The sequence below is a fragment of the Hymenobacter telluris genome (assembly GCF_017313265.1).
GTDB lineage: Bacteria > Bacteroidota > Bacteroidia > Cytophagales > Hymenobacteraceae > Hymenobacter > Hymenobacter telluris.
Window position 1 is genome coordinate 40366 of record NZ_JAFLQZ010000010.1, and the last position, 25858, is coordinate 66223.

Genomic DNA, 25858 nt, shown 5'->3' on the forward strand with positions numbered 1-25858 from the left:
TTCAACTGACTGTACCTGTGTTTGCCAAGGCATTAAGGACCAGGCGGCAGCCACAACGCCATACCAGTTTGCTGCTCACTCACACGGCTTCAAACAGACGAATAATGCCAGTGGTTCGTTGTCCCGCTAATTACAATTACGTGCAACTTCGCTATGGTTGCGAGGATCTTATATTTGGTATCACACTACATTTTTACTCTCCTATGTATTCCCTTGTTGGTATCCCTAGCCTAAGCATGGTTGTTGGCGCCTTGCTGTTTGTTTCTCTACCTGCCGCCGCCCAAACGCCCGACTCAACAGCTGTCCGCACGCGGCCTATAGGCACTTTAATTACGCTGGGTACCGGCATTGTTACGCCAGGCTTCGAGTTTGGTGGCTTTGGAGGCCTGTCCCTGCCGCTGATTCTAAGTGTTGAGCACCATCTTTCTCCGGCTGTTTCACTATACGCCAACGGGTTCAGCGGTTTCCATCTATATAATGGCCTGTTCGATCAGTATCGGAGATTCGGCGTGGGTTATTACGGCTTTGATGCCGGCATCCGGTACTACTACAACCAGGAAAAGCGCCGCCTGAAAGGGCGCCCCACTGGCCCATTTGTAGGCAATTATGTAGCGTTACAGGCTTCTTCAGTGTTCCGCCCCGCCATCAACTATAGTAATTACCGCTATTCGGGCCTTACCGCCATTTGGGGTATGCAGCGTCGGGTAGGCAAATACGGCTGGCTTAATACCTACGTCGGTGCGGGGATTGGCCGGTCGGGGCGGTACTACTACACGCCTGAGTTTGAGAATAGCCGCTACGGCCTGCTCTTGGAGCTTGGCGTGAAAGTGAGTCTCGGCAGCCGCCTCACGCGCTAGTCTCGGGCGGTAATACCGATTCCAGCCACTCGAACACCGCCTGGTACGCCGCTGCCCGCGCTGCCGGGGCCGACAGAAACAGGTCGTGCATGCCCCCCGCTACGGCCTGCACCGTTACCTGGGGCCCCAACCGGGGGCTGAGCGCCCGGATGTGGGCCACATCCAGCACGATATCGGCACTCAGAAAATCGTCGGACCATTTGCGGCTGGCGGCGGTTCGGTCGGAGTGCAGCACCAGCACGGGCATGGGTAATTGAAGTCCGCGCCGCACCTGCTGGTGCCCTCTCCGAATGGCGCGCAGCCAGCCAGCATTCACATCAAACACCTGGTTAGGCTTCCAGGCCAAATCGTACTCCCATTGCCCCCGATACGCGCGGTGCAAGCTCAGGCCATACGTATCCGACAAGCCCGAGGGCACCTTCAAATTAGGAACCAAGGCACCAACTTGCGCCACTAGCGGTATGGCCAACTTCTTATACCAGGGCTGAAACAAATCCAGAAACGGGCTATTCAGCACCAACGCGGCTAAGCCGGCAGTTGGGCGTGCTTGGGCATATAGCGACACAATGAGGCCGCCCGTAGAGTGCCCGCTAAGCACCAGCGTATAGCTGCCTTCGGCCCGAATTACGGCCAGTGCGGCGTCCAAATCCTCGAAATACTCTGTTAGGTTGCGCACATTGTTCGGGCGCTGGTGGCGCAGCAGAGCCCGGCCATACTTGCGCAAATCGAGGGCGTAGAACCGGAAGCCGTGGGCGGCGTACTCGGCGGCCATTTCGCGCTGAAAGAAGTAGTCGTTGAAGCCGTGCACATAGAGGACTGCCCGGTTGCTGGCCGGGGCCGGTACGTGGCGTACCAGCGTAGCCCGCACCGCGCCTTCGTAGTCGTTGGGCTGAGGTAAGTGGCGCAGCTGAAAATCGGGACCTAGCGGGTCGGGTTGGTAGGAAGCGGGGTCAGTGGGAGCAGTCATAAGGCCAGTACGGAAATGAAGCGGCTACTGATTCTATTGCTGCCGGATGCCTACAGCATCGGACTGGGGCGCGGCAAATGCGCTGCATTCACGACTATATATTTTTCGACGCATACTAGATGCAACCTCTTACCCGTTCATCAGCAAACAGGGCCAACTGGCGGTTTGCACTAAACCAGCGGCGAGGCCTCACTCCTACTTCATGCGTGTTCTTGCTCTGCTGGCTGCGGCCTTGCTGCTGACTTTGTGTGCCCGTTCGGCATCTCCTGTAACCCAGCCTGTTGAGTCCAATCCGGCGTTTCGGGCGCAGCAGCAACGGTTTCCGCGGGTGCGGGCAGCCTATGCCTTGCACGAAGCCGACCTGCACGCACTGTTGCGGCGTAATGGTATTCCGGCGGGGCAGCTGGAGCTGTATCTGCGGGCATTTAAGGTGGGGCGGCGGCTCGAAGCCTGGGGCCGACCCACCGGTACCGGCGAGTTTGTGCTGTTGCGGACTTACCGGCTAGCGGGCACCTCGGGTACGCTCGGGCCCAAGCGCCGCGCCGGCGACGGGCAAGTGCCGGAAGGGTTCTACAGCATCAACCGCTTCAACCCCGACAGCAAGTACCACCTCTCCCTGGGCCTCGACTACCCCAACGCCACCGACCTGCGCCACGCCGCCCCCGACCCCGGCAACGACATTTTCATCCACGGCTCCAACGTCACCATCGGCTGCCTGCCCATCACCGACGCGGGCATTCGGGAGCTGTACGTGCTGGCCGTGGAAGCCCGCGCCGCCGGCCAACCCACCATTGCGGTGCACATTTTCCCGTTCGAGCTGACGGCCGAAAACCTGGCCCGCCGTGTAGCTAGTCCGCACACCGGCTTTTGGCAGAGCCTGGTGGCGGGTTATCAGTATTTCGAGGACTACCACCAACTGCCCAGTGAATGAGTGGGTGAATGGATGAGCGGGTGAATGGATGATTGGATGAATGGATGAGCGGGTGATGAGTAAGTGGGTAAACAGCTTGCTTTCGTAAACAATTACCCCCATTCCCTTATTCCCTCACTTATCCAATCACCCAATCATCCATTCACCCAATCATCCACTCATCCAATCATCCACTCCATGCTCACCCCCGACGACTTCCCGCTACCTGCAACCCTGCGCGACTCGGCCGTACTGGTCCCCATTTTCCGCGACGAGGCGGGGGAGCTGCACGTGGTGATGGTGCGCCGGAGCAGCTTTGGGGTGCACGGTGGGCAGTTGGCGTTTCCGGGTGGCAAGCACGAGCCTACCGATGCGTCGTTGGTGGCTACGGCGTTGCGAGAGGCGGAAGAAGAAGTGGGGCTGCTACCAACCAACGTGGAAATACTGGCCGCCTTGCCCACGGTGGCCGTGCCCAGCGGCTTCCGTATTTCGCCGTTTCTGGGGCGCATCCGGCGGCCCGAGGTGTGGCAATGGCAGCAGCGCGAAGTAGATGAGGTGCTGGAAATTCCGCTCCGCCACCTCGCCGACCCCGCCCAGCACGCCGAGGAAGACTGGCAGTTGCCCGGCTGGCCGGGTCCGCGCCGCGTAGCCTTTTACCGCATTGCTGGCGGCTACCAGCTCTGGGGCGCAAGTTACCGCATCATCACCCCCCTCATCGGCCCGCTACTTAGTGGTGAGGTGGTGAAGTGGTGAAGTGGTGAGGTGGTGAGTTGACGTTCGATTTGCGCAGACTCGCACCATCAAAACATAAAACTCGCCACCTCACCACCTCACCACTTCACCACCTCACCACCTCACATTATCTGGCACGAAATTGCGTTTAGGGGTTGGGCTTATCTTTCCGACATGAAACGACTCCTTTTTCTGCTTCTTACGCTTGCGCCCGTTGCTGCCTGGGCACAGGGCGAGCAAAGCCTCTGGTACTTTGGGCAACAGGCGGGTTTGAGCTTCCCGGTGGGTGGCGGCGCCCCCACTCCGCTGCTCAACGGCAAAATGACCACCTACGAAGGCTCGGCGGTAGCCACCAATGCCCAGGGCCAGCTGCTGTTCTACACCAACGGCGAAAACGTGTTCAACCGCCAGCACACCATCATGCCCAACGGCCGGCAGCTGACGGGCTCCAGCGCCAGCACCCAAAGCGCCCTCATCGTGCCCGACCCCGGCAGCGGCAACGTGTTCTACCTGTTCACGGTGGGCGCGCAGGGCGGTAAGGAGGGCATGCGCTACTCGGTGGTAGACATGACCCGCGACAATGGCCTCGGCGACGTGCCCCGCGTGAACATCCTGCTGATTTCGCCGGTGGCCGAGAAGCTGGCCGCCGTGCGCCACGCCAACGGCCGCGACGTGTGGGTGGTGGCGCACCGCTGGAATTCCAACGCCTTTGTGAGCTACCTTGTAACAGCCGACGGCGTGCAAACCAAGCCGATACTAAGCAACGTGGGCGGTATGCACGCCGGACCCGGCCGCAACGCTATTGGCGCCATGAAGTTCTCGCCCGATGGCCGCAAAATAGGCGTGGCCGTGTGGCGCGAGGCCAACCGCTACGAGGTATTCGACTTTGATAGGGCCACCGGCCTGGTGAAAAACCCCAAGGTATTTTCGCCTTACCCGGAGGCCTACGGCATCGAGTTTTCGCCGGACGGTAGCAAGCTGTACGGGTCCAGCAACGGGGAAGGTGGCGGCCAGGCCCAGATTTTCCAGTTCGATTTGAAAACCGGCAAAGCTGCCGTTATCGGCAAATCGGCTAACCGCAAAGTGGGCCAGTTGCAACGTGCCCCCGACGGTAAAATTTACGTAGCGCGCGAAGACAACCCCTTCCTCGGCGTCATTACCAACCCCAACGGCGACGCCAGCACCGCCAAATACACCGACGACGGCTTCAAGCTCGGCGGCCGCCGCAGCAAGCTCGGCCTGCCCAATTTCATCACCGAACCAGGGAAATAGAGTAACTGAGCAGCGGAGTAACGGAGTAAGTTGTTCTGACTGCGCCATTCGCGCCATTACAACAACTTACTCCGTTACTCCGCTGCTCAGTTACTCCAGCAAAGCTACTCTTTCACTTTGCCGATTTTCAGCCGCAGGAAGCCCATGGCGAGGGAGCCGTAGGGTTGGTCTTCGTCGCTGAGCAGGCCTTGCAGGTCGCGGGTGCTGAAGCCAAGTTCGTAGAAGCTGGAGGCAATGGCGAAGCCCACCGGGAAACCCGTGCCGTAGCCCGCACCGCGGCTAATGCCCGTGCTCAGGCGAATCCAGCTGAGCGGTTTCACGTCCACGCCCAGCCCGTAGAAAGTATCGGGGATGTTGCCGGCTACGCCGTTGAGCGGCTGGGTTACGTCGAGGCCCAGCTCCAGACGGGTGCCTACTTTCAGGCCCACCCCGGCCCGCAGCTTGGTGGGTAAATTGGCGCGGCGCTGGTCGGCGGGCTTGTATTGCAGCAGGCTGTCCGTGCCGTTGGCAAAAAGGTCGGCCAGCTCGGTGAAGAACTCGTAGCTGTCGACGCCGCTGGACTTCAGGCGCCGCAGCTTCTGGTCGTTGGCCGTCAGCAGGTTGCCTTCCCAGGTCATGTTCCCGATATCCGTCACCGATACACCTAGGCGCAGCATCTTGCCTACTTCTGCCGCCAAGCCCAGGTCGTAGCCGTGGCCCCGGCCCACGGGTTGCAGCAGCTTGTCGGTGTCTTTTTGCAGGTTGAACGAGGGGTTGTTGGCTATAGCGCCGTATTTCACTTTGAACTGTGGCGAAAGGGCGCTGTAAGCTTCAAGCTTGCCGTTTTCCGAGCGAATATCAATCACGCCCACGCCCTGAATGTAGCGGTAGCCCACCCCGCCCGACAGCTTAAAAGCCGGCAAGCTGATGATGCGGCGGCCGTAGGCCACGTTGTATTCGTTGTAGGCGGCTAGCTGCACGGCCGTACCATCCAGCACTTCCGAAATAAGCGGGGCGGTGGCCGGGTTGAAGTTGGCCGGGTAAATAGGCGCGTCTTTGCCCAGAAACAGCAACTCGGCCATGTTCTTGTTCATGGCCAAATGGCTCACTATCCGCTGCCGGCTGCTGAACGCAAAGCTGCCCACCACAGGCAACACCACCGAAAATGCCACCGGCGTAGCATCCACGTTGATGTTGAGCACGTTGTCGGAGGTGAAGGCGCGGGCCAGGGTGCGCTTATCGGCGGGGGTTAGCTTGTCGTCGGCGTGCTTCACAAATTTCTCTAGCTGCGAGCGGGTCAAGGACTGGGACCCAACGCCTAACCCAAACTCGCCGATGGTAAGCGCCACGCGTGCATTGCCGGTGCGCCCCAAGTTGGCCGGATTGATGCCGATGGCCTGGTAGTCGGTGACGAAAGTGGTAGCCACCCCGCCCCGCGCCACCGTGGAAAAGTTGTTTAGCTCGGTCTGGGCACAAGCAGCCCTACCGGCTAAACCCAAAGTCAATAAAGCCAACAAATGAATAGAAACGTTCATATAATTCTGTCGTGAAATTTTATCATTAATTCCACAACAAATAGACCGTTAATATTCGCGTTCCACAATACCTAGTTGTAGGTATTTTAGCTAGGTAACCCAAGTTGCGGACTAGCCGCGTAGCGGCGAAAGGTGGGTAGCTCAGCAGGCCACAGACGGGCCGCGCCGCGTAGCGGTGCCAGAGGCACACCCCCTTCTGGCACCGCTACGCGGCGCACCGTTCCAACAGAATCTGGTAGCTACCAACCTTTCGCCGCTACGCGGCTAGTCCGTAACTTGGGTTAGGTAGTACCGAATACGCCTTAGTACTCGGTAGTTCGGCTCATCAAAAACCCCTGCCTCCAGTTTTATCCAGAAGCAGGGGTTGCAGTGACAAGCAGAGTGCAGCAACTACTTTGCCTGCCCGAATTTGAAGCGCAGTACACCCAGCGCCACCGAGTAATACGGGCTGTCTTCGGAAATCAGGCCCGTAATGTCGCGGGTGCTGATGCCGGCTTCGTAGTGTTTCGTGGAGAAGGTGATGCCCAGCGGCACGCTAGTACCGTAGCCCGCGCCGCCCGTCACGCCCGAACTCAGCCGCACCCACGACACCGGCTTGAAATCGAGGCCGACGCCAAGCAAGGTGGAGTTCAGGTTGCCGGCCAAATTGTTGAGGGGCACGGCGGCATCCACGCCCACGTCGAGCTTTTCGGTGATGGTGAAGGCCGCTCCGGCGCGCAGTTTGGCAGGTAGCTTTTCCTTTTTCTGGCGGTCAGGATTGTAGGTAAAAGCGGCGTCGGAGCTGCTGCCGAACAGTTGGGAAGCTTCCTTGAAGATGTTGTAGGTATTCACCCCGCCCGACGTTACTTTCTTCAGGGCCTGGTCGTTGGCGGTCAGCACGTTGCCTTTCCAGGTCATGCTGCCCAGGTCGGTTAGCGAGACGCCCACCCGCACCAGGTCACTGGCTGCGGCCGTTACGCCAAGATCAAACCCGTGCCCGCTGCCCACCGATTTCAGGCCCGAACCCGTGCGGTAATCGAAGTTGGGGTTGCCGGTTACGCTGCCGTAGTTCACTTTAAACAGTGGTGAGAGGGAGCTGAAGGCATTCACTTCCCCGTCGTCCACGCGCACATCGAGCATGCCGATGCCGCGGATGTAACGGTAGCCCACGCCCACCGACAGCTTGAACCCATCGGCATCAATCACCTGGGCGCCGTAGCCCACGTTGTATTCGTCGGTCCATTGCAATTGCAACTCGGTGCCTTGCAGCGCCGCCGAAATCATGGGCGCCTTGGCGGGGTCGTACTGGCCGTTGGTTTGGTAAGTGGCGGCCTGGTAAATCTGGGCGTTGGAGCCGTTAAACAGCACATCGGCGGCCGTTTGGTTGAGGCCCACGTGCCCCACTACGCGCTGCCGGTTGCTGAGTGCCACCGTTCCTACGGGCAGCGCCACCGACAGCCCCACCGACATAGCCGCAGCATTTACGTTCAGGGCATTGCCGTTGGTGAAACTCACCGTCAGCGCCTGCTTGTCGGCGGCCGACAAACCATCTTCGGCGTGAAAAACCAGGTTTTTCAGTTGGTCGCGGGTGAGGGACCGGGAGCCGGCTCCCAAGCCAAGCTCCAGCAAGCCCACGGTTACGAGCGGTGTGCCTTCAACGCGGCGGCCCAAGTTGGCCGGATTGATGCCGAGCGCCTGATAATCAGTTACCAACGGTGTGGCCACACCCCCGCGGCCCGTGGCTGTGAAGTTGCTTAGCTCGTTTTGCGCGTACAAGGGCGCGGCGGCGCTCAATAACAGCGTTGTTAGAAGAGAGTAGCTAGTTTTATTCAAAGTGTATGAAATAAAGTGGACGAAAGACCTGGTAACAACACGCTGGTATTCCGGCCAAATGTAGCGCATCACTTAGTTTGCAACTACTTTAGCTGGCTATTTTCCTATTTAGCCTTTCGCCGACTCTCTCCGCCCCTTCGTTGATGGCCAAGCGCTTTTCCGTTTCCGAGTACTCCGACGGCGTGTTGAGCGGCAACCGCGTAATGCTGAGCCGCGCCATTACGCTGGTGGAAAGCACCCTGCCCTCCGACCAGGCTTTGGCCCAGCAGGTGCTTGATGCGGTGCTGCCGCACGCCGGCCGCTCGGTGCGGGTAGGCATTACGGGTGTGCCGGGCGTGGGCAAGAGCACGTTCATCGAAGCGCTGGGGCTGCACTTGGTGGCTGCGCACCACCACCGGCTGGCGGTGCTGGCCGTTGACCCCAGCTCCCAGCGCAGCGGCGGCAGCATCCTCGGCGACAAAACCCGCATGAACCTGCTGGCCGCTCACCCGCACGCCTTCATTCGCCCCTCCCCCGCCGGCCGCAGCCTGGGCGGCGTCACCAGGGCCACCCGCGAGGCCATGCTGCTGTGCGAAGCGGCGGGCCACGACGTTATTTTTGTGGAAACCGTGGGCGTGGGCCAAAGTGAAACCGCCGTGCACGGCATGGTGGACTTCTTCCTGCTGCTGATGCTGGCCGGCGCCGGCGACGAGCTGCAAGGCATCAAGAAAGGCATCATGGAAATGGCCGACGCCGTGACCATCACCAAAGCCGACGGCGACAATGAACTGGCTTCGCGCCGGGCCCGCCGCGAATACCAAAACGCCCTGCACCTGTTCCCGCTGGCTCCCAGCGCCTGGGCGCCGTTGGTTACCACCAGCTCGGCCCTCACCGGTGCGGGCGTGCCCGAGGTGTGGGAAGTGGTGCAGCGGTACGTGCAGCAAACCCAGGCCAGCGGCTACTTCCAGCAGCGGCGCCAAGAACAGAACCTACACTGGCTCCACGAAACCATCCGTGAAACGCTGGAAACCCGCTTCTACGCCCGCCCCGAAGTGCAGGCCCAACTGGCATCCGTGCAGCAGCGCGTACTCGAAGGCCGCCAATCCGCCTTCGGCGCCGCTACGGAACTGTTGGGGTTGTAGCCTTTGTCATTCCGACAAAGGAGGAATCTGGGAGAGAGTCATTGAATGATTGTACTCAGATTCCTCCTGCGTCGGAATGACAGGGCTATAATTCTAGTTGCAATAGGTCCCATTTGTTGCCATACAGGTCCTGAAACACGGCCACGCTGCCGTAGCTTTCGTGGCGAGGTTCTTCCAGAAACTGCACCTCTTGCGCCAACAGGCGGGCATAGTCTGCGGCGAAGTTGTCGGTGTGCAGGAACAGGAACACCCGGCCGCCGGCTTGGTTACCGATTTGCTGAATTTGCGCTTCTGTCACTGCTTTGGCTAGTAGCAATTGGGTAGCGCCCGGCCCATTAGGAGCCACCAGCACCCAGCGCTTACCATTGCCCAGGTCGGTATCCTCCACCAAGTTGAAGCCCAGCTTTTGAATGTAGAAATCCACGGCTTCGTCGTAGTCACGGACGAGCAGCGTGAGGGCTCCAATATATTGGCTCATAAGATGGAAAGGAATGCGTAAAACGGATTTCGGCCCGCTGCTCCTTTATAGATAGGAAGAGCAACGGACCGAAGGTAAGGAGCACCGGATTGTGGTGCACTCAGGCGTATATCATCCGCGTTTTGGGCGGAGGGCCAGGTAATCGAGGTAGTAGAGCACCTTGATGGACACCGAGTTGTTGTGCGGCGTGTTGATGGTGTTGCTCAGGTTGTTGAAGTAGAGCGGCGTGGCTTCGTTGGCTTGCAGGTCGGTGTAGCCGGCGTTTTTCCAGACGATGCTCACCTGCGAGCCGGGCGCAAACCACCACGAGTACACCGCATCAATGTTGAAGGCGTTGTAGGTGTTGTTGCGGTTACGGCGGTAGTCTACCAGTTCCTCGTGGCCGCCGGGGGTGAGGCGGGCGAAATCCTGGTAGCGCACGTTGCTGGTGTAGTGCCGCGCCCGGAACGTGAACGACATGCGGTTGGAGAAGGTGTAAGCCGTTTGCAGCACATTGGACACCGTTACCACGTTGCGGCGGCCTAAAATCACCTGATTCAGAAATTCCTGGTCGAGGGGCTCGTCGCGGCGCATGCCCCCGTTCACGTAGCCGATTTGGTTTTGGCTCAGGTTCCAGTCGAGGCTGTAGCGGAAGTTGAGCTTGTTGTTGACGCGGTAGCGCGGCGAAACGCTCAGCCCGTACCCGGCCCGGTTGGAGCGGTTCAGCTCGGCCCGCTCGTCCCGGGCGTATTTGCGGATGCCCCCGTTCACGTCCCAAGCCAGCTTTTTGCGGTAATCCGACGACAGAAACCCGCCCAGGTTCACGCTGCCCGGCACGCGCACGTAGTACTCGCCCAGCGGGAAGGTACGCGGCTCATAAAAGTCGTTTTTGGCGGGGTCGAAGTTCACGTTGAAGCCGGTGGTGAGGAAGCTTTTGGTGAACGTGGTTTGGGAGCCCGCCGAAATATTCACGTTCTGGTAACGGGTCGGGCGATACAGCAACGAGTGGCTGACGTTCACCCAGTTGTAGAGGTTGTTTACTTTCCAGAAGGGCTTGTACTTGTTGTAGTTGGCGTACACATCCTGCGAGATATTATTGTTGCCGAACAGGATGCCCAGGTCGTTGGGGTTGTAGTGGTCGGACTCGATGCCGTGGTTCACGCCCCAGGTAAACGCCCCGCTGATTTTGCCGAACCCCACTTTGTACTTGTAACCGTTCTGGTCATCAATCTGCTGCTCGGAGTTGAAGCCGTTGCCGCGGCGGCGCGAGTACACCAGCTGCCCATCCAAAGCGTAGGAGTTCTTCTTGTTGGCAAACCGGAACAGCCCGCCCGTCACGTTGGCGTCGTAGGTGCGGCCGGCGCGCGTGACGTTGGTGTTGATGAGCGAAACGTAGGAGTTGTTCTTGAGGCTCTGGTCGAGCACGGCAATGCTGTAGTTGCTGAACGGCTGGGTGAGCACCTCCCGCTCCTGGCCGGTTTCGGTGTTGCGCACCGTGGCGTACACGTCGTTGCTCAGGGCGTTGAAGATGCCCACGCCCAAGCCTTTGCTGGTGCGGCCCGACACTTTGGTGGCGTTCAGCAGGCGGGTTTCCTGGGGGTTGCGCACCAGCTTTTCGTCGTCGCCCACGGCCACATCATAGAAGCCCACCGGCGTGGCGCCCACCCGCCGCGAGTAGAACAGGTTGCCTTTGTTGAACAGCTCGGTGCCTTCGGTGAAGAACTGACGGTTTTCGTTGAACTGCACCTCGAACGGCGAGAGGTTGAGCACCTGGTTGTCGCTCTGCACCTGCCCGAAATCCGGCACCAGCGTGGCGTCCAGCGTGAAGCTTTCGTTGATGCCCCACTTGATGTCGGCGCCGCCGTTGAAGCTGGTGGTGGTGCGGCGGGTGCCTTCCGCGTTGAGCGGGTTGTGGTTGACGTAGCTGGAAACGTACGGCGTGAGTGAAAGGCGCAACGGCGGCTTGATACCCTGGATGCCTTGCAGTGTGCCCCACTGGTTCACAAACCCATCCACGGCGGGCCGCACTTCATTCCAGAAAAACGCCTGGTTGTCGCGCTTGCGCTGCCGCATGAAGTTGAGGCCCCACAGCTGCTCAACGTTTTTGCTGAACCGGATAGCCGAGTACGGAATGCGCATTTCGGCCACCCAATCGGTGCCTTTGAGGGCTGTGCGTGAGTCCCACACGGCGTTCCAGGCAAAGTCTTCGCCGCCGGCCGGCGAGTAGCGGCAGTCCATCTGCACTCCGCCCGTCGTCACGAAGAAGCCGTAGCCGTTGAGTTTGTCCTGGTACGTATCGAGGAAAATGCCAAAGAAGTCGGTGTTGCCGGCATCGTCGCGCGGCGTCAGCTCCCGCAGGATAGAATCGGTGCTGACGTCGTGCATGATGGCCCCGATGTAGAGGTTGGCATCATCGTAGAGGATGCGTACTTCGGTGGGGTGTTTCTCGTGCGGGCCGGGATTAGGGCGGTTCTGGATGAAGTCGGTGGCTAGGGGAGCCTGCTGCCAAACCGCCTCATCGAGCGCCCCATCCAGCTTGATGCTTTCCGTGATGCGTACGGCTTGCAGCTGGCGCTTGGGCGCGGGCACCTTGGCGTCGGTGGCGCTGGTAGCCGCGGGGCTGGCCGGCTGCTGGGCCACTGCGGAACCCGCCAGCAGCAGAAACAGCCAGAAAAAAAAGACAAAGCGGTAGCTGGTCACGACGAAAAGGCGGGATAGAAATGGGTTCAAGAAGGCAGAAATTCAGATAAACTCAGTAGCGGCCACAATCCAATTGTGCTGGTGGCCGCGCAGGCATACAAGGTGAGGTAATAAGGTCGCTCCAGGCAATCGGAGCCATAGATGCCCGCAATGCCTCAGACGTTGCCTGAACTCTATATTTTATTGTTGCAAGGTTGCTTCAATAAGAAGCTGTTTGAGTTAAATCGGTGGGTTGTTGACAGGGTGTAGAGACGCATACTTGCGTCTCATCGTTGAACGACATGAGGTGCAGAGACGCATACGACGAGACGCAAGTATGCGTCTCTACACGTTCCTACTTAACTCAAACAGCTACTAAAAAAATGAGGCTTGGCGTAGCAGACACTCCCCTATGGCCAATTGGTTACAGTTATCGGTAAGTATTTTTCAGAAGAAACCTTTCCAAAGCTTTGCTGATAATGAAGCCGGCCGCTGTTGCAGCAGCGGCCGGCACGGCGAATCACTCACTCACCGTAATATTTATAGTTGACTTGCTGTTCTGGGCCTCGGAAGCCCCCAGCAGTTTCCGGTACTTGTCGGCCAGGGTGGCCGACTGTTGTTTGCCGTTCACGGTCAGGCCTTTGCTGTTGAGCTGCAAGCTGAAGCTCTTCTCGCTTTTATCGAGCAGGCCATCTTGCCACAACGCCTCCCGCACCCGCTCCGACCGGTCCTCCGGCGCGCGGGGCGGACGCGGCGCCAGCGGCGCGCGAAGTGCTGATGGCGCCCGTGGCACGCTGGGCGTGCGGGGTACCCGTGGCAACGAAGGGGCCATAGGGGTGCCTGGTGCCGGCGGCGCGGGTGGGGCCGGTGGCATGTCGTTGTAGGCTACGGTGGAGTTGCTGTCGCGCTGCTCCACCAAGTTCATCGAGCCGGTGGCGCTCATCTTGCGGCCTGTGCGGCTTTCGTACAGCTTCAGGTACTTGTCGCGCAGAGCATCCGACTGTTTTTTGCCGTCAACTGAAAAACTCTTCTGGCTCAGCGACACACTGTAGTTGTTGGGGTCCCGAATCAGACCGTCCTTCGCCAGTTCACCAACCAACGCTTTGTGCCAGGCCGCCTGTTCTTTATCGCGCTTGGCTTGTTCTTTGTCGCGGCGCGCCTGCTCTACATCCCGCCGAGCCTGGTCGGCGTCGCGGCGGGCTTGCTGCTCGTCGCGGCGGGCCTGGTCTTCGTCACGGCGGTCTTGTTCTTCGTCCAGCCGGTTTTGCTCTTCTGCCCGTCGGATTTCGTCTATTTGCTCTATGTGCTGCTCGCGTAGCTCCTGGAGGCTTTCACGCAACTGTTCGACTTTCTCCTCACTCAGGTTTTTCTGACTCAACTCATCGGTCAGAGTTTTCTCAGCTATTCTGAACGACTTTTCCATTTCCTTCATGTCCCCGTTGAGCTGACTCATCGACACCGATAAGCGCGCCGTAGACATAGCCAGTTTGGAAAGTTCTTCGGCATCGGCTGCGCTGGGCGAATTGCCGGATAGGGCCGCTGCGGCCATGCGGTTGGACAGCACGGTCATGCGTTCCTGCTGGTCTTGGGCAATAGCCGACTGGGCTTTGGTGGCTCTTTTCACTTCCTCGGTTTTGGCCAAGGCTTCGCGGTAAGCAGGCAACTCAGCGGCGGGCACCTTTTTGCCATCGACGTACACCTCGGAAATAGCCCCGCTTTCGTCTTTCACTACCACGGTCAGGCCTTTGATTTCGTTGAGCTTGGCCTTGCCGGACTTGGTGAGCAGCTTGGGGTTGCTTTGGGCGTACACCACCACGGTGTCGTCGAGCAATTGACTGTCGCCGGGCTCATAGTCGCCATGGTCGGGCACCTTGCTAAGAGCTTCCAAAACGATTTCCTTTGCTGCCTCGGCTTCCGTTGGCATTACGGCATCGTGCTCGGCAGTGGCGGCAGATGAGGGCGTGCTAAATGAAGCGGCGCTCAACGACAGCACCGTGGTTACGGTCAGCAACCCCACGCTCAACAGCACCACGCACGCCGCCCAGAACCCATCGGAGAAGGTAGGCGCGGCGGCGCGGTGCTGCACCAAGCGGCGCACCCGGCTCAGCAACGAGCCTTCTTGCCCGGCAGCGGCCATAGCCAAGCGTGGCGTGAAAGTGGATTGCGCGTGTTGCAGGGCCGCCAGGGAAGCCAAGGCCTGCGCCAACACCAACGAGTCGCCGCACAGCTCAGTGGCAATATCGTCGCAGCAGTTTTCGCGCTCGGTGCGCAGGCAGCCCGACAGAAACCACACGGCCGGATGGTAGAAGAACAGGATTTCGGCCACCGACTGCAACAGGTTGAACAGGTAGTCGCGGCGCATGACGTGGGCCAGTTCGTGCGCCAGAATAGCCTCCAGCTCACTACCCGATAAGCCCGAAGCGGCACTCATGGGTAGCAACACCACCGGCTTCAGCCAGCCAATCACCAGCGGCCCCGGTACCAGCCCGGAGGCCAGAATCTGCACCGGGCGGCGCAGGTTGGTGCGGGCGGCCAGCGCGTCGAGGCGGGTTTGCCACTCGGCCGGCAGGGCTGCTACGCGGTAGCGCCGCAGCCGCTGCACGTAGGCCAGGCCGCCGAGGAAGCGCAAGGTCATGGCCAGCATGCCCAGCAGCCAGGCTACTACCACAACCGGCATGTTGCGCTCCAGGTAAGTTTTGCTGGTTTGCAGCAGCTGTTGCAAGCGGCTGGGCTCTTCCAGTGGCGTAAGGACATCGGTGAAGGTGGTGCCGTCGCCATCATGGAGTACCACGCCGGTTTCTGGTACTGGCACCACATCAGCCGGCGCGGTGGCGGACCATACGGTAGCACCAGTTTCCGCTAGTGAGTTGCTGCCAGCAGCCTGAAAGGATGTATAGTAGTACCCGAAAGTAAGGCCGCTCAGTACCAACAATAGCAGCATGGCCCCGGCGGCCACCCGGTAGCGCAACGCAGCGGCGTGGCGGTGCAAAAGCATCAGGAGCGTGGCGGCGGTGAGGGCCACCAATGCACCCTGCCAAACCGAGTGTAGCAACGTCCACCCCAAGGCGCGTAGTAGCGCCGGCGACCCATAGTGTTCAAGCAGGCTCATCGGTTTGACCTTTAGCGTTGGACGTGTTGTTGCGCTGCTGCTCAATCTGGTTGAGCAGGCTGCGGATTTGCGCCAGCTCGTCGGCGGAAGTGGGGTGGTTGCCGAGGGCCTGCATCACCAGCTTACCGGCCGAGCCGCCGAACGTGGCATCCACGAACCGGTCGAGCAGCAGGCCCTGGGTTTCCTCTTCGCGCACCGCGGCCCGGTACACGTGGGTTTTGGAGTCGTCTTCGCGCAGCACCAGGCCTTTATCGAGCATGAGCTGGAGCAGCTTGAGGGTGGTGGTGTAGCCCACCTCGCGCTTCTGGCTGAGCTGGTCGTTGGTGAACCGGACAGTGCTGGGGCCGTGCTGCCACAGCACCTGGAGAATCTCCAGCTCCGATTCGGTCGGCTTGGGAATGGGGGTCTTGCTCATGATTACCGCTGTTTTAATACTACGAATCAGTTCGTACATCAAACATATACGAAGCACGTCGTAGATGCAAGTATAATGTACGAAATATTTCGTGCAACTGAGGGACCTCCCCCCTAACCCCTCTCCAAAAGAGAGGGGGACTAGCTCTAGAAAACAGTTGGTTTAAAAACTAAAACCTAATTCCCCTCTCTTTTGGAGAGGGGTTAGGGGTGAGGTCAGCTACAGCTTCCGCATGCCTTCCATACTGCTGCTCCTCAGGTTGATACCGCCGTTGGTGGTGGTTACGGAAACCAGGGCGCCACCTTCGCCGAGCTTGGTATCAAGGCTACGGCCGATTTTGCCGGTTACGGTTATCGGGTAATCGGTGTTGAGGCCGCCGTGCTGGGTGGCGGTTTTGAGCTGCGCCGAATACGTTTTCGGAATCCGCCAGTTGATGCCGCCGTTGGTGGTGGTTACATCCAGGCCTTTGCCCTCCCACTTGGTACCGGTGAGCGTCACGTTTACGCCGCCGTTTTTGGTGGTACCGCGTACGTCGCCGCCCAGGTCGGCCAGGTTGATGCCGCCATTATACGCTTCAAACGAAACGGCGGCCTGCACCCCTTCTATGCTAATGCCGCCGTTGTAGGTACTCAGCGCCAGCGCGGTGCGGCGCGGCACAAACACCTCGTAGTTCACGGCCCAGTTGTCGTTGTCGTTACCGCCTTCGGCCTTCAGCGTATTGCCGCTGGTGTTGATTTTAACGGCTTTCACTTGCTGCTGCGCGGCGGCATCCGATTTGGCCCAGCTTTGCACCCGGGCTCGTACGCGCACATCGGGTCCATCCCAGCCGTGCACCGTAATACCGCCGTTGCGCTGGCCGTCAATCGTGAGGGTTTGGCCGGCACCAGAAGCCGCCAGCGTCACGTCACGGACTTCGCAGTAGCCTTTGTTGCCGTTGTTCGACCAATGGTCTTCGCAGTTGGATTTGAAGACGGGAGCAGCCGGCGTTTGAGCCACAGCTTGCAGGCCCAGCAGCGCCAGCGCGCAGGTAGTCAGGAATGCTTTCATGTTGGTTGATGGCTGATTGTTGATGGTTAGTGGTTGTTGGTTGGTAGTTTTTGGTCAGGAGTTGATTGTTGTTGGTTGTTATCCGCTAGTCAGCACTTTAGCGAAAAACCAACAACCATTAACCATAAACCAATAACTATCAACTCATTTCGGCTTGCGGAAAAACACGTCGCCGCTGATGGATTCCAGCTTGAGCAGCGGGCCATTGCCGCTGGCCAGCGCGCCGCGTAGCTGGTAGCCCACTATCGGGCGTTCCTTGCGGTTCTCGAAGGCCACTTCCTGGTCGGTGTACACTTCACCGGTAATGGTTTTCAAGGCCAGGGCCGCTCCTTTGGCGGGTGGCCAGCTCACGTCCACAAAGCCGCTAATCGACTTGGCTTCCAGCGGCCCGGTCAGGCCGGCTACCTCAATATTGCCGCTGATGGTGTTCACCTGCACATCGGCTCCGGCCGGCACCTGTATTTCGTAGTTGATTTCAGTGCACACGCCGTTACGTTTCCCGTTACTTCCGTCCCAGTTGCCGAAGTGCGTGGTTGAGCTGTTGGGCGGACAGTCACCGGGCTGGGCAGCGTCAATAGCTTTTTTGTCTAAATCCGCCGTTACGGTTACGCTGCTAGCAGTTTCGGTGAGCGACAGTTGCAGCGCATCGTTGAGCTTGTTGCTGTTGATATTGACCGTAGCCCGCAGGTGGAGCTGGTTATCAGTAGCCGGCCGGATGCGGATGGTGTTGCCAAATTTCAGTTCCAGCACCACGCGCTGGCCGGAAGCTACTTTGGCGTTTTTTTCAATGATTTTCTGGGCCGAAGCCGGCTGAGCAACCCCGAGTATTACTCCGAGAAGCAGGAAAGGCAGTAGAAACCGATGCATGGTAGTTGGAGCTTAGAGGTGGGATTAATTGTCTGTTGAGAAAACAGAAACGGTCATGCTGAGCCTGTCGAAGCATCTCTACCGCTTTGTTGAGTCGTTGCAGACGAAGCGGTAGAGATGCTTCGACAAGCTCAGCATGACCGCCTTTTAACTTGAATGCTACTTGGCTTTGCGCACGAAAATGTCGCCGCTGATGGTTTTGAGCGACACAGCGGGGCCGCCGCCGTTGATGTTGCCGTTCACCGTTTGGCCCCCGATGCGGTTCATGTTGTCGGCGCCTTTGCTCAGGTTCAGGTCGAAGTCGGTGTAGATTTCGCCGGAAATGGAGCGCAACGTTAGGTTCACTTTGCTGGCCGGGGGCATGCTCACGTCCAGGTCGCCGCTGACCACCGATATGGAGCTGGGTTCGGAGCGCATTCCGGTGAAGCGGACGACTACGTCGCCGCTTACGCTGTTGGCCACCACCGGCCCCGACACGTTCAGCAGCTTCATATCCCCGGATTTCAGGTTGGCCTCAATGCTGCCTTCCAAGTCACGGATGAGCAGGTCGCCGCTGCCCCAGTTGGTTTCGGTGAATACCACTGCCGTGCGCCGCGGCACCCGAATGGTGTAGGTGGCTTCCTTGCGCGAGGCTTTCACGATGCGCAGCGAGTTGCCGGCTCCCGGCGTCACGGCCAAGCCAATCTGGGTGTTGTCCTCGGCGGTGTTGTACACGGCCCGCAGGCCCTGGGCCATTTTGGGTGGCGCCTCGAACCCGTTGCCCCGGATAATCAGCTCGTCGCCGTCGTAGCCTTCCACGGTTACGTCGCTGCCTTGCATTTCCACCACCACTTTACGGTCTTGGCGGTTCGGGAATTTGGTTTTGAACTCCTGCGCCTGCAAGCTGAGGCTGACGGTGAGCAGGGTAAGAAAAGTGAGAAAAGGCTTTTTCATGACTTGAAACGGTGAATCGAGAGGAAGAAAAGGTGTGTTGTTCGGAACGCATTGCACATTTGGCGGCACCAGCAGGCGGAGTTATCATCCGGATGATTTCCCAGCTTGCCAGCCCAGCCGTTGCTTGTTCCTGGGTGGCCGGCAGCGGCTCTTGAAATGAAGTTAAATCAGGAGCCCGATGCCGTTTTCAGCTTGTTGCCGCACGGCGGGCAAGGCGTCCTGCTGCCGCGAGAGGCGCTCCAGCGTGGGCACGGCGCGTTTGTCGCGCAGAGCTACCAGGAGTTCAATCAACGTGATTTGCACGTTAGGGTCGCGCTGGTTGGGCAGGGCTTGCACCAGCGCCGGCCCTACCCGGGGGTCGGCGCGGAGGCGGTAGAGGGCCTCACAGGCAGCCAGCCGCACGTTGGGGCTGGGGTCGGCGTTGAGCGTGTTGATGAGCACCTGCACGGCCGGGTCGCCGGGCTGCACGGTGGCCGGGGCCTCGGCTACCAGCTGAATGCGGCGGCTGGCAGTGGCGGGCTGGCTGGTAGCGGCAGTGAGGTGAGCCGCCAGCTTGGTGGAAGCATCGGGCTGGCGGGCGGCCATATCCAACGAACCGGCCGGCCGCAACAGCAGCCCCAATACCGCCCCTACGGCCAGCAGGGCAATACTGGCCGCTACCCGAAGCCAACGGGCCGTAGGCGTCGGGGCCCAGAAGGCTACCACTTTGGCTTCGGCTGGGGCGGTTGGCTCTGGCACCACCGCTTTTGGCAGGTTGGCCTTTTCCTCGGCTAGCTGCGCCAGAAAATTGTCGCGCAGAGCCAGCGGCGGCATGGGGGCTAGTTGGTCGTCGATGCAGGATAATAGCTGGCGCAGTTCGGTTAGCTCTTTCTGGCAGGTGGGGCAATGGAGCAGGTGCGCTTCCACTTGCGCCGTTTCCACCGCCGTCAGGTCTTGCTCGGCGTAGCCCGCCAGCAGCGGCACAATGGCGGCGCAGTCGGCGGTAGCTGGGGTATGTTCTTGCAAATCACTCATGGTATAGGATCGGGGCCGAAACCCGCGGCTTTTCAGTTGAAGTATATCTTGCGCAGGGCCTCCAGGGCGCGGTGGGCTTTCACGCGGGCGGCGCCGGCCGTGCAGCCTATCATCTCGCCTATCTCGGCGTAATCGAAGCCCTGGAAGCGGTGCAGCACCAGAATTTCGCGCTGCTCGGCTGGCAGGAGGTTCAGGGCTTCCTGCAAGGCCTGCTTTTGGTCCACGGACTGGCAGTTGGCCTGGGCGGCGCGGCCGTGGCTGGCGGTGCGCTCCACGCTGTCGAGGTCGGTGGTGGCTTGGCGGCGGCGGTTCTGCTGCCAGTGGTCGGCGTGCACATGGCGGGCCAGCTGGTAGAGCCAGGCCTTCACCGGCTGGCCCGGCTGGTAGCTGGCCCGGTACTTCATGGCGCGGTAGAACACGTTCTGGGTGAGGTCCTGCCCCACTTCCGCGTCGCCACCGCTCAGCCGGCACAAAAACCCAAACAGCGGACCTTGGTAACGCTCAAACAACGGCACCATCTGGTCCAGGTTGTCGGCCTTCACCTGAGCCATTAGCTCCTCGTCGCTCGTAGCAACTACCTGCATTCCAAAAGGAGAAAGAAGCGTGGAAGATTGATTTTGCACCGAATACCGGGAGCAGCCCCATTCGTTACAAGCACCTGCAATTATTTTTCAGAAACACAGTAAGGCACCATTCTACCCTGCTCGCACAAGAAGCTATAAACGCAGAAAACCAGCCCGTTAAAGCTGGCTTATGTGCTTGAAAAAGACATTCCTATTTCACTAATGACAGCAAAATTCTGTTAAGTATTACCTCTTGGTACACTATCCCGACTCGTCATGCTGAGCGCAGCCGAAGCATCTCGCGTGCTGACGTCTGAACAAGCATTACAATCTCAGCACGCGAGATGCTTCGGCTGCGCTCAGCATGACGTTCTGTTATATAAAAATCAAGTAGCCAACCAGTAAACCCCAATTTACGCCCCGCGCTGCCGCTCTAGCGTCACGCGGGCGCGGTGGCAGATGCCACCTAGCGGTGGGTTGAATTTAGAAACACTGACTTTCACGGCCTCGATGTAGGGAAACTCCTCCAGCACCCGGTCAAGCACGCGGTGGCCGAGGTGTTCGAGTAGGCGCGCGGGGGCCATCATTTCTTCGCGCACCACGCGGTAGAGCACTTCGTAGTTCACCGTTTCGTGCAGCCGGTCGGAGGCGCCGGCCGCGTGCAGGTTGGTGGTGATGTAGAGGTCTACGCCGTACTTGTTGCCGATTTTCTGTTCTTCGTCGTAGTAGCCGTGGAACGCGAAAAACTCCATTCCTTCCAGTGCAATCTGGCCCATGTAGTGAGGTGATGAAATTGTGAAGTGGTGAAATGAAGCGTCTTGCCGACCACTCCGGTCACTGAGTTGCAAAGCAACAAAAAAGCCCGCCCCGAAAGGCAGGCTTTGTGCTATAGGTTCTGATTAACCCATTTACAGCTCTATATCTCGTCGAAAAACGACTTCTCCGTGGAGGCTACGGCAGCCATACCGGGCTGGCCGGGGTGCGTGGCCGGTGAGGGCTGCACTATTTCGGGGTGGCTGGGGCCCACGGGTTGAATATCGGGTACTGTGGGCTCGGTGTAGGGTTCTACGGGGTTGGGCACCACTGCCGGGCCGGGCTCATAAATGCGCGACGGATCAGCTTTGCCAGGGTTTTCGTCGGGCGTCCGGTCGGGCTGGATGTCGGGGCCGGGCGTTTGGGCGGGGGCGCCGGGGTCGGGCTGCTGGCCGGGCTTGGGGTTGTAGTTGCGTGGCTCAGCAATGGCCGAGGGCGCGCTAGCAAAGGAAGTGGCCGAGCCACCGATGGCGGCAGCGGAAGAAGTAGCAGAGGAAGTAGCGTACATGGCGGCGGGTTGAGGTGAGTCGGCCTCCGAATCGGGCCGGTTTACCTTTACGCTAGCTGCACGGGAAAGGATGGCGGCGGTGCTGGCTTTTGGCTGCAACCGGGCTTTTTCGGCCTTCGCCAATGCTTCCGACGCTAAGTGGTGCAGGTCGCGCACCAAGCCTTCCAAGTGGGCTTCCAAGCGCTGGCACTCCTGCCCGAGGCCGCTCACTTCCTTCTTCATTTCGGCAATCGTCTTTTCCGACTGCTGATACGCGTCTTCTACCACGGCGCGGGCTTTTTGGCGGGCATCGGCTAGCAGTTGCTCGGCTTTGAGTTGGGCTTCCCGGATGCGCAATTCGGCGTCGCGCTGGGCCTGCTCGGTGATGCTGTTACCGGTGTCTTCAGCGGTTTTCAGGGTGCGGTAGAGGCTGGTTTCCACTTCGCGCATCTTGCTTACGTCCTGGGTGGCGTGGTCGAGCTTCACGCGCAATTCGCGGTTCTCGTCGCCCATTCGCTCCCACTGCTGCGAGAGGGTAACCAGAAAGGCTTCCACCTCTTCTTTATTGAGTCCCCGAAAGGCTTTTTCGAAGGTTTTCTGCCGGATATCGAGGGCGGTGATTTTCATGATTCAGTATCAAGTAATGAGTAGGTAGTAATGAGTGTAGAAGCGGGTGTTAGGCGTACGCAGCAGAATCGTTGAAAATCGAAATTCAACAACGGTCGTCTTGCTACTCAGTACTAGCTACTCACTACTAATTTTCCACACGGCCAGGCTACGGTCGTCGCTACACGAAACTAGCCGATTCTGGCTTGCCGGCCAAAACAACTTGTTGACGGAAGTGCCGTGTCCGGCGTGCCGCGCCCGGTCTACCACGCGCAGCAAGGTGAGGGTTTCGGCGTCCCAGAGCTTGATGCTTTTGTCCATGCTGCACGTAGCCAGCAGTTGGCCGTCGGGCGAGAATTTCAGGTGGTTGATGGTGAACAGGTGCGCCACAATGCTACGGTGCTCAAGGTAGCCGGCGGCCACGTCCCACACCCGCAAATGCGCATCACGGCCGGCCGTAAGCAGGTAGCGGCCATCGGGCGAATAGGCAGCGGTAAACACCGAGTTGGTACTGCCGCTGATGGTGTGCTTCACGGCCAAGGTATCGGCGTCCAGCACCCGAATCAGCCAATCGGAGCTGCCTATGGCTAGTTCCCCCCGGTTTTCGTGCAGCGTGAGGCAGCGCAGGCTTTTATCGGAGAGCCGCAGCAAGGTTTCCACCCGAAAATCGGGGGCGCGCAGCACGGCCAGTGTCCCATCGGCCAGGGCTACGTACAGCCGCTGCCGCGCTTCGGAATACACCATATCGAAGATGGCCACGGGCGGCAAGGCGGTAGCAAAAACCAGCTTTTTCTCCAGCAAATCGATGGCCTGAATACCCTGGAAATTGTGACCCAGCAGCAACAGATTCCGCTCTGGCAGGTGCAGCAAGGCGTACACCGAGTTTTCCACCTTGGCTACCAGCTCGCCGTCTTGCTCGGCGGCATCGGCGCGCCAGGCTGCTACCAGGCCATCGGCCCCGCTGGAATAGAAGCTGGCGGCGCCCGGAGTACCCGCCAGGGCATACACACAGTCGCGGTGCCCGGTGAGGGCGGCGAGTTTCTGAACTTCGGGACGGTGCAACAGAGCCATACCGCGAAGGTAAGACAGTAGCGCGAAGCCTTTGCTTCGCGCACCGTTGCAGAAGGTGCAGAACAGGTATTATAGGCGGTGTGCCAGTCGGGTAATGTTTCGCGAAGCAAAGGCTTCGCGCTACTGTCTTACCTTCGCCGTTATGCCCTTGCATTCCCTTACTCCCCTCTCCGAGCACGCCGCATTAGGCTTGTGGCGGCTGGAAGAAACCGTTGAAGACCTGTTTGCTACCGTGCCAGACCCCACCCATTACGCGGCCCTGCTACCCACCGGCCGCCACGCAGCGCGCGGCACGCAATGGCTGGCGGGCCGGGCGCTGGCGCACGAACTATTACGCGAGTTTACGCCCGCTCCGGCCCTACTTTCCAACGACCCCAACGGCCGCCCGTTCTTTGCGCAACTCCCTGATTTCGCGGTTTCTTTGTCGCACTCCGGCTGCTGGGTGGCGGGCGTGGTGGCCACGCACGGGCGAGTTGGCACAGATGTTGAACTAGTCCGGGACAAAGCGCAACAGTTGGCACCGCGGGTTCTATCGGAAACCGAACGGGCCGACGCTGGCAACGAAGCAGTGAAATACAGTCTCTATTGGAGTGCCAAGGAGACGCTCTACAAGCTGCATAGTCGCCGGGGTCTGGTGTTTAAAGAGCAAATTCTACTCGACCCGTTTGGGCTGCGGGAGGCCGGTGTACTGACGGGACACCTGCTCCTCGAAAACTCCCGCAGCCAACACCAGATCCATTACCAGCGCCTCACTCCCGATTACGTACTAACTTACTGCCTCAGTGAACTAGTGAGATAGTGAAATGGTGAGTTTGATGGGCAGATTGTTCAATCAGCCCAAACTCGCGCCATTAGAACGCCAAACTCACCACTTCACTATCTCACCATTTCTCCTTCCCTCATGTCTCTTCGCCGAATTTCTATTGTAGCGGCTGCGGCTTTGTTGTTTTGCACGGTGGCCGTGAGTGTGGCCCGTGCGCAGGGCAGCCGCACGGTTGATAACTTCAGCTTGAAAAACAGTGCCAACGCCGACGTGGCGCTGAGCAGCTACGCCAGTAGCAAAGCTGTAGTGGTGGTGTTCGTGAACCCCAACTGCGCCTTTACGCGGCTGTATCAGAGCCGGCTTTCGGCACTGAGCGCGCAATACGGCGGGCGCGGGGTACAGTTTCTGTTCATTGAAGCGCCCATCAACCTGGAAGCCAGCGCCGACGGCACCGACGCCGAGAAGCTGAAAATCAAAACCTCGGGCGGCGCCGACTTGCCTATGCTCAGCGACGAAGGCCAGAAAGTAAGCGCCTTGCTCGGAGCCACCAAAACCCCCGAAGCCGTGGTGCTCCAGCCGGTTGGCAATGGGTTTGCGGTGCGCTACAAGGGGGCTATTGATGATAACCCACAAGTGGAAGGCTTTGCCAAAGAGCATTACCTCCAACAGGCCCTCGACAACCTGCTAGCCGGCCGCGCCGCCGGCGTACCCGATAAGCGCGCCGCCGGCTGCCTGATTAAGCGCAACTAAGCTCGTAAGCAACCATTCGCGTAGCCCGCAAAAACAATGAAGCCCTTGACGCTCATGTAGTCGTCAAGGGCTTCATTGTTGATGCAAGGCCAGTGGGTTGATGTAGAGACGCGACACTTTGCGTCTTGTCGTTGCTGACGTTGATTACCTAGTGCCGTGCAAACGGCGCGGACGCTGAGACGCGAAGTGTCGCGTCTCTACATCGTTCTACTGGTTAGTCTTCCTCTTCGGGTTCCGCGGCTTCAGATGTGGTGGGCTCATCGGTGAGGATGGCGAGCAGCTTGTTTACCTCGGCGGCTTTGGCGGGCTCCTGGAGCTTCTCAAAGCTCAGTTGCAAGTTGCGCATGGCCCGGCGGACGATGTCAACGTGGGTACAGGGTTCGTAGAAAATGTCGTTGGGCGTGAGGTTGAGCTGCCCGATGTAATGCTCGATGTCGGTGCGTGACAGGACCAGGCCGCGGTTGTAGCAGTTGATGTAGAACGGCTCCACATCCAGGTCGTCGAGGCGATAGGTGAGCACGAACAGGTTGGGCAGGTTTACCCCGTAGATAGGCAGGTTCAGGCGCTGCGCTACCAGCAGGTAAATCACGCACAACGTAAGCGGATTGCCCCGGCGCGTTTCCAGCACCCGCTGCAACATGGAGTTGGCCGGCGAATGGAAGTTCTGGGTGTTGGCTGCGAATTTGTGCGTTTTAAACAGCACGTAGTTCAGCGCCTGTACCTGGTCGGCGGGGTGCATTTCAGGCTTGAGCAAGGTCCAGACTTCGAAGCGCAACTGCTCGATAGCACGGTTGAGTACTTGCAAATCGGCATCGGGATACTGGTACGAGTTCAGTAGCCACATGCCTTCCATGAGGTTGTCGGAGCCGGAGTCGCGCCACACGCGCAGGCGCTGTTGCAGACCCTCAAACTGAAGGTTGTGAATCAGGTTTTCGAGGCGTTGCTGCTGCTGAGAATCCAGAGTTTCCTCCCACGATTCTTCCAGAAACGGAATCAGACTTTCCCCCAGGGTTTGAATTTTCTCCTGAATCTGCGGGGCAACTTCGGGGTCGTCGAGCAGGGAGATAAGCGCTTTAATTTCTTTGTTGGTCATGTACGG

The 25858-nt window shown here is 59.4% G+C and carries 23 protein-coding genes; 7 read left to right on the forward strand and 16 right to left on the reverse strand.

Going from position 1 to position 25858, the window contains the following annotated elements:
* Positions 1-203: 203 nt before the first annotated feature.
* Positions 204-857 (forward strand): hypothetical protein, encoded by a 654-nt coding sequence (locus J0X19_RS14945; protein ID WP_206985188.1) that lies wholly within the window; start codon positions 204-206, stop codon positions 855-857.
* Here the strand turns inward: J0X19_RS14945 and J0X19_RS14950 are convergent.
* Positions 847-1824, reverse strand: coding sequence for an alpha/beta hydrolase (locus J0X19_RS14950; protein ID WP_206985189.1), 978 nt, complete (start codon positions 1822-1824; stop codon positions 847-849). The two genes, J0X19_RS14945 and J0X19_RS14950, sit on opposite strands and share 11 nt — an antisense overlap.
* A gap of 202 nt (positions 1825-2026) precedes the next feature.
* On the opposite strand from J0X19_RS14950, the gene J0X19_RS14955 reads away from it, so the two are divergent.
* From J0X19_RS14955 to J0X19_RS14965, 3 genes are all read left to right on the forward strand, one after another.
* Positions 2027-2755: a L,D-transpeptidase family protein gene (locus J0X19_RS14955; protein WP_206985190.1), complete on the forward strand. Its 729-nt coding sequence runs from the start codon at positions 2027-2029 to the stop codon at positions 2753-2755.
* Positions 2756-2932: 177 nt separating this feature from the next.
* Entirely contained in the window at positions 2933-3487 is a 555-nt protein-coding gene (locus J0X19_RS14960) for an NUDIX hydrolase (protein ID WP_206985191.1), read from the forward strand.
* Positions 3488-3640: 153 nt separating this feature from the next.
* On the forward strand, positions 3641-4738 hold the full coding sequence (locus tag J0X19_RS14965) for a TolB family protein (protein ID WP_206985192.1): 1098 nt from the start codon (positions 3641-3643) through the stop codon (positions 4736-4738).
* 104 nt (positions 4739-4842) lie between these two features.
* Here J0X19_RS14965 and J0X19_RS14970 read toward each other — a convergent pair whose 3' ends face one another.
* Together J0X19_RS14970 and J0X19_RS14975 are read right to left on the reverse strand one after the other, a co-directional pair.
* Positions 4843-6252 (reverse strand): DUF5723 family protein, encoded by a 1410-nt coding sequence (locus J0X19_RS14970; protein WP_206985193.1) that lies wholly within the window; start codon positions 6250-6252, stop codon positions 4843-4845.
* A gap of 390 nt (positions 6253-6642) precedes the next feature.
* On the reverse strand, positions 6643-8064 hold the full coding sequence (locus J0X19_RS14975) for a DUF5723 family protein (protein WP_206985194.1): 1422 nt from the start codon (positions 8062-8064) through the stop codon (positions 6643-6645).
* A 143-nt stretch (positions 8065-8207) separates the two neighbouring features.
* On the opposite strand from J0X19_RS14975, the gene meaB reads away from it, so the two are divergent.
* Positions 8208-9185, forward strand: a complete 978-nt coding sequence (gene meaB / locus J0X19_RS14980; protein WP_206985195.1) for a methylmalonyl Co-A mutase-associated GTPase MeaB — start codon at positions 8208-8210, stop codon at positions 9183-9185.
* Positions 9186-9270: 85 nt separating this feature from the next.
* Here the strand turns inward: meaB and J0X19_RS14985 are convergent, their stop codons facing one another.
* From J0X19_RS14985 to J0X19_RS15040, 12 genes are all read right to left on the reverse strand, one after another.
* Positions 9271-9663: a VOC family protein gene (locus J0X19_RS14985; RefSeq protein ID WP_206985196.1), complete on the reverse strand. Its 393-nt coding sequence runs from the start codon at positions 9661-9663 to the stop codon at positions 9271-9273.
* A 111-nt stretch (positions 9664-9774) separates the two neighbouring features.
* The gene (locus J0X19_RS14990) at positions 9775-12372 is read right to left on the reverse strand and encodes a DUF5916 domain-containing protein (RefSeq protein WP_206985197.1); all 2598 of its coding nucleotides are present in this window, start codon (positions 12370-12372) and stop codon (positions 9775-9777) included.
* A gap of 469 nt (positions 12373-12841) precedes the next feature.
* Positions 12842-15430 carry a M56 family metallopeptidase gene (locus J0X19_RS14995; RefSeq protein ID WP_206985198.1) on the reverse strand — a complete coding sequence of 863 codons (2589 nt, stop codon included), beginning with the start codon at positions 15428-15430 and terminating at the stop codon, positions 12842-12844.
* On the reverse strand, positions 15417-15845 hold the full coding sequence (locus J0X19_RS15000; RefSeq protein ID WP_206985199.1) for a BlaI/MecI/CopY family transcriptional regulator: 429 nt from the start codon (positions 15843-15845) through the stop codon (positions 15417-15419). Before J0X19_RS15000 ends, J0X19_RS14995 begins: the two co-directional genes overlap by 14 nt.
* 219 nt (positions 15846-16064) lie before the next feature.
* Positions 16065-16892 (reverse strand): DUF4097 family beta strand repeat-containing protein, encoded by an 828-nt coding sequence (locus J0X19_RS15005; protein ID WP_206985200.1) that lies wholly within the window; start codon positions 16890-16892, stop codon positions 16065-16067.
* Between the two features lie 144 nt (positions 16893-17036).
* A complete protein-coding gene (locus J0X19_RS15010) occupies positions 17037-17759 on the reverse strand; it encodes a DUF4097 family beta strand repeat-containing protein (protein WP_206985201.1) in 723 nt (240 codons plus the stop codon).
* Positions 17760-17918: 159 nt separating this feature from the next.
* Positions 17919-18692 (reverse strand): DUF4097 family beta strand repeat-containing protein, encoded by a 774-nt coding sequence (locus J0X19_RS15015; protein ID WP_206985202.1) that lies wholly within the window; start codon positions 18690-18692, stop codon positions 17919-17921.
* 162 nt (positions 18693-18854) lie between these two features.
* Entirely contained in the window at positions 18855-19706 is an 852-nt protein-coding gene (locus J0X19_RS15020; RefSeq protein ID WP_206985203.1) for a HEAT repeat domain-containing protein, read from the reverse strand.
* Positions 19707-19738: 32 nt separating this feature from the next.
* On the reverse strand, positions 19739-20290 hold the full coding sequence (locus J0X19_RS15025) for an RNA polymerase sigma factor (RefSeq protein WP_206985204.1): 552 nt from the start codon (positions 20288-20290) through the stop codon (positions 19739-19741).
* Positions 20291-20682: 392 nt separating this feature from the next.
* The gene (gene folB, locus J0X19_RS15030) at positions 20683-21045 is read right to left on the reverse strand and encodes a dihydroneopterin aldolase (RefSeq protein ID WP_206985205.1); all 363 of its coding nucleotides are present in this window, start codon (positions 21043-21045) and stop codon (positions 20683-20685) included.
* 140 nt (positions 21046-21185) lie between these two features.
* On the reverse strand, positions 21186-22196 hold the full coding sequence (locus J0X19_RS15035) for a DivIVA domain-containing protein (RefSeq protein WP_206985206.1): 1011 nt from the start codon (positions 22194-22196) through the stop codon (positions 21186-21188).
* 117 nt (positions 22197-22313) lie between these two features.
* Positions 22314-23246, reverse strand: a complete 933-nt coding sequence (locus J0X19_RS15040) for a WD40 repeat domain-containing protein (protein ID WP_206985207.1) — start codon at positions 23244-23246, stop codon at positions 22314-22316.
* Between the two features lie 142 nt (positions 23247-23388).
* Between J0X19_RS15040 and J0X19_RS15045 the strand changes: the two genes are divergently transcribed.
* Together J0X19_RS15045 and J0X19_RS15050 are read left to right on the forward strand one after the other, a co-directional pair.
* Positions 23389-24045, forward strand: coding sequence for a 4'-phosphopantetheinyl transferase superfamily protein (locus tag J0X19_RS15045; protein ID WP_206985208.1), 657 nt, complete (start codon positions 23389-23391; stop codon positions 24043-24045).
* A gap of 102 nt (positions 24046-24147) precedes the next feature.
* Positions 24148-24759 carry a redoxin domain-containing protein gene (locus tag J0X19_RS15050; protein ID WP_206985209.1) on the forward strand — a complete coding sequence of 204 codons (612 nt, stop codon included), beginning with the start codon at positions 24148-24150 and terminating at the stop codon, positions 24757-24759.
* A gap of 214 nt (positions 24760-24973) precedes the next feature.
* On the opposite strand, the gene J0X19_RS15055 is transcribed toward J0X19_RS15050, so the two are convergent.
* Positions 24974-25852, reverse strand: a complete 879-nt coding sequence (locus J0X19_RS15055) for a transglutaminase-like domain-containing protein (RefSeq protein WP_206985210.1) — start codon at positions 25850-25852, stop codon at positions 24974-24976.
* Positions 25853-25858: the final 6 nt, after the last annotated feature.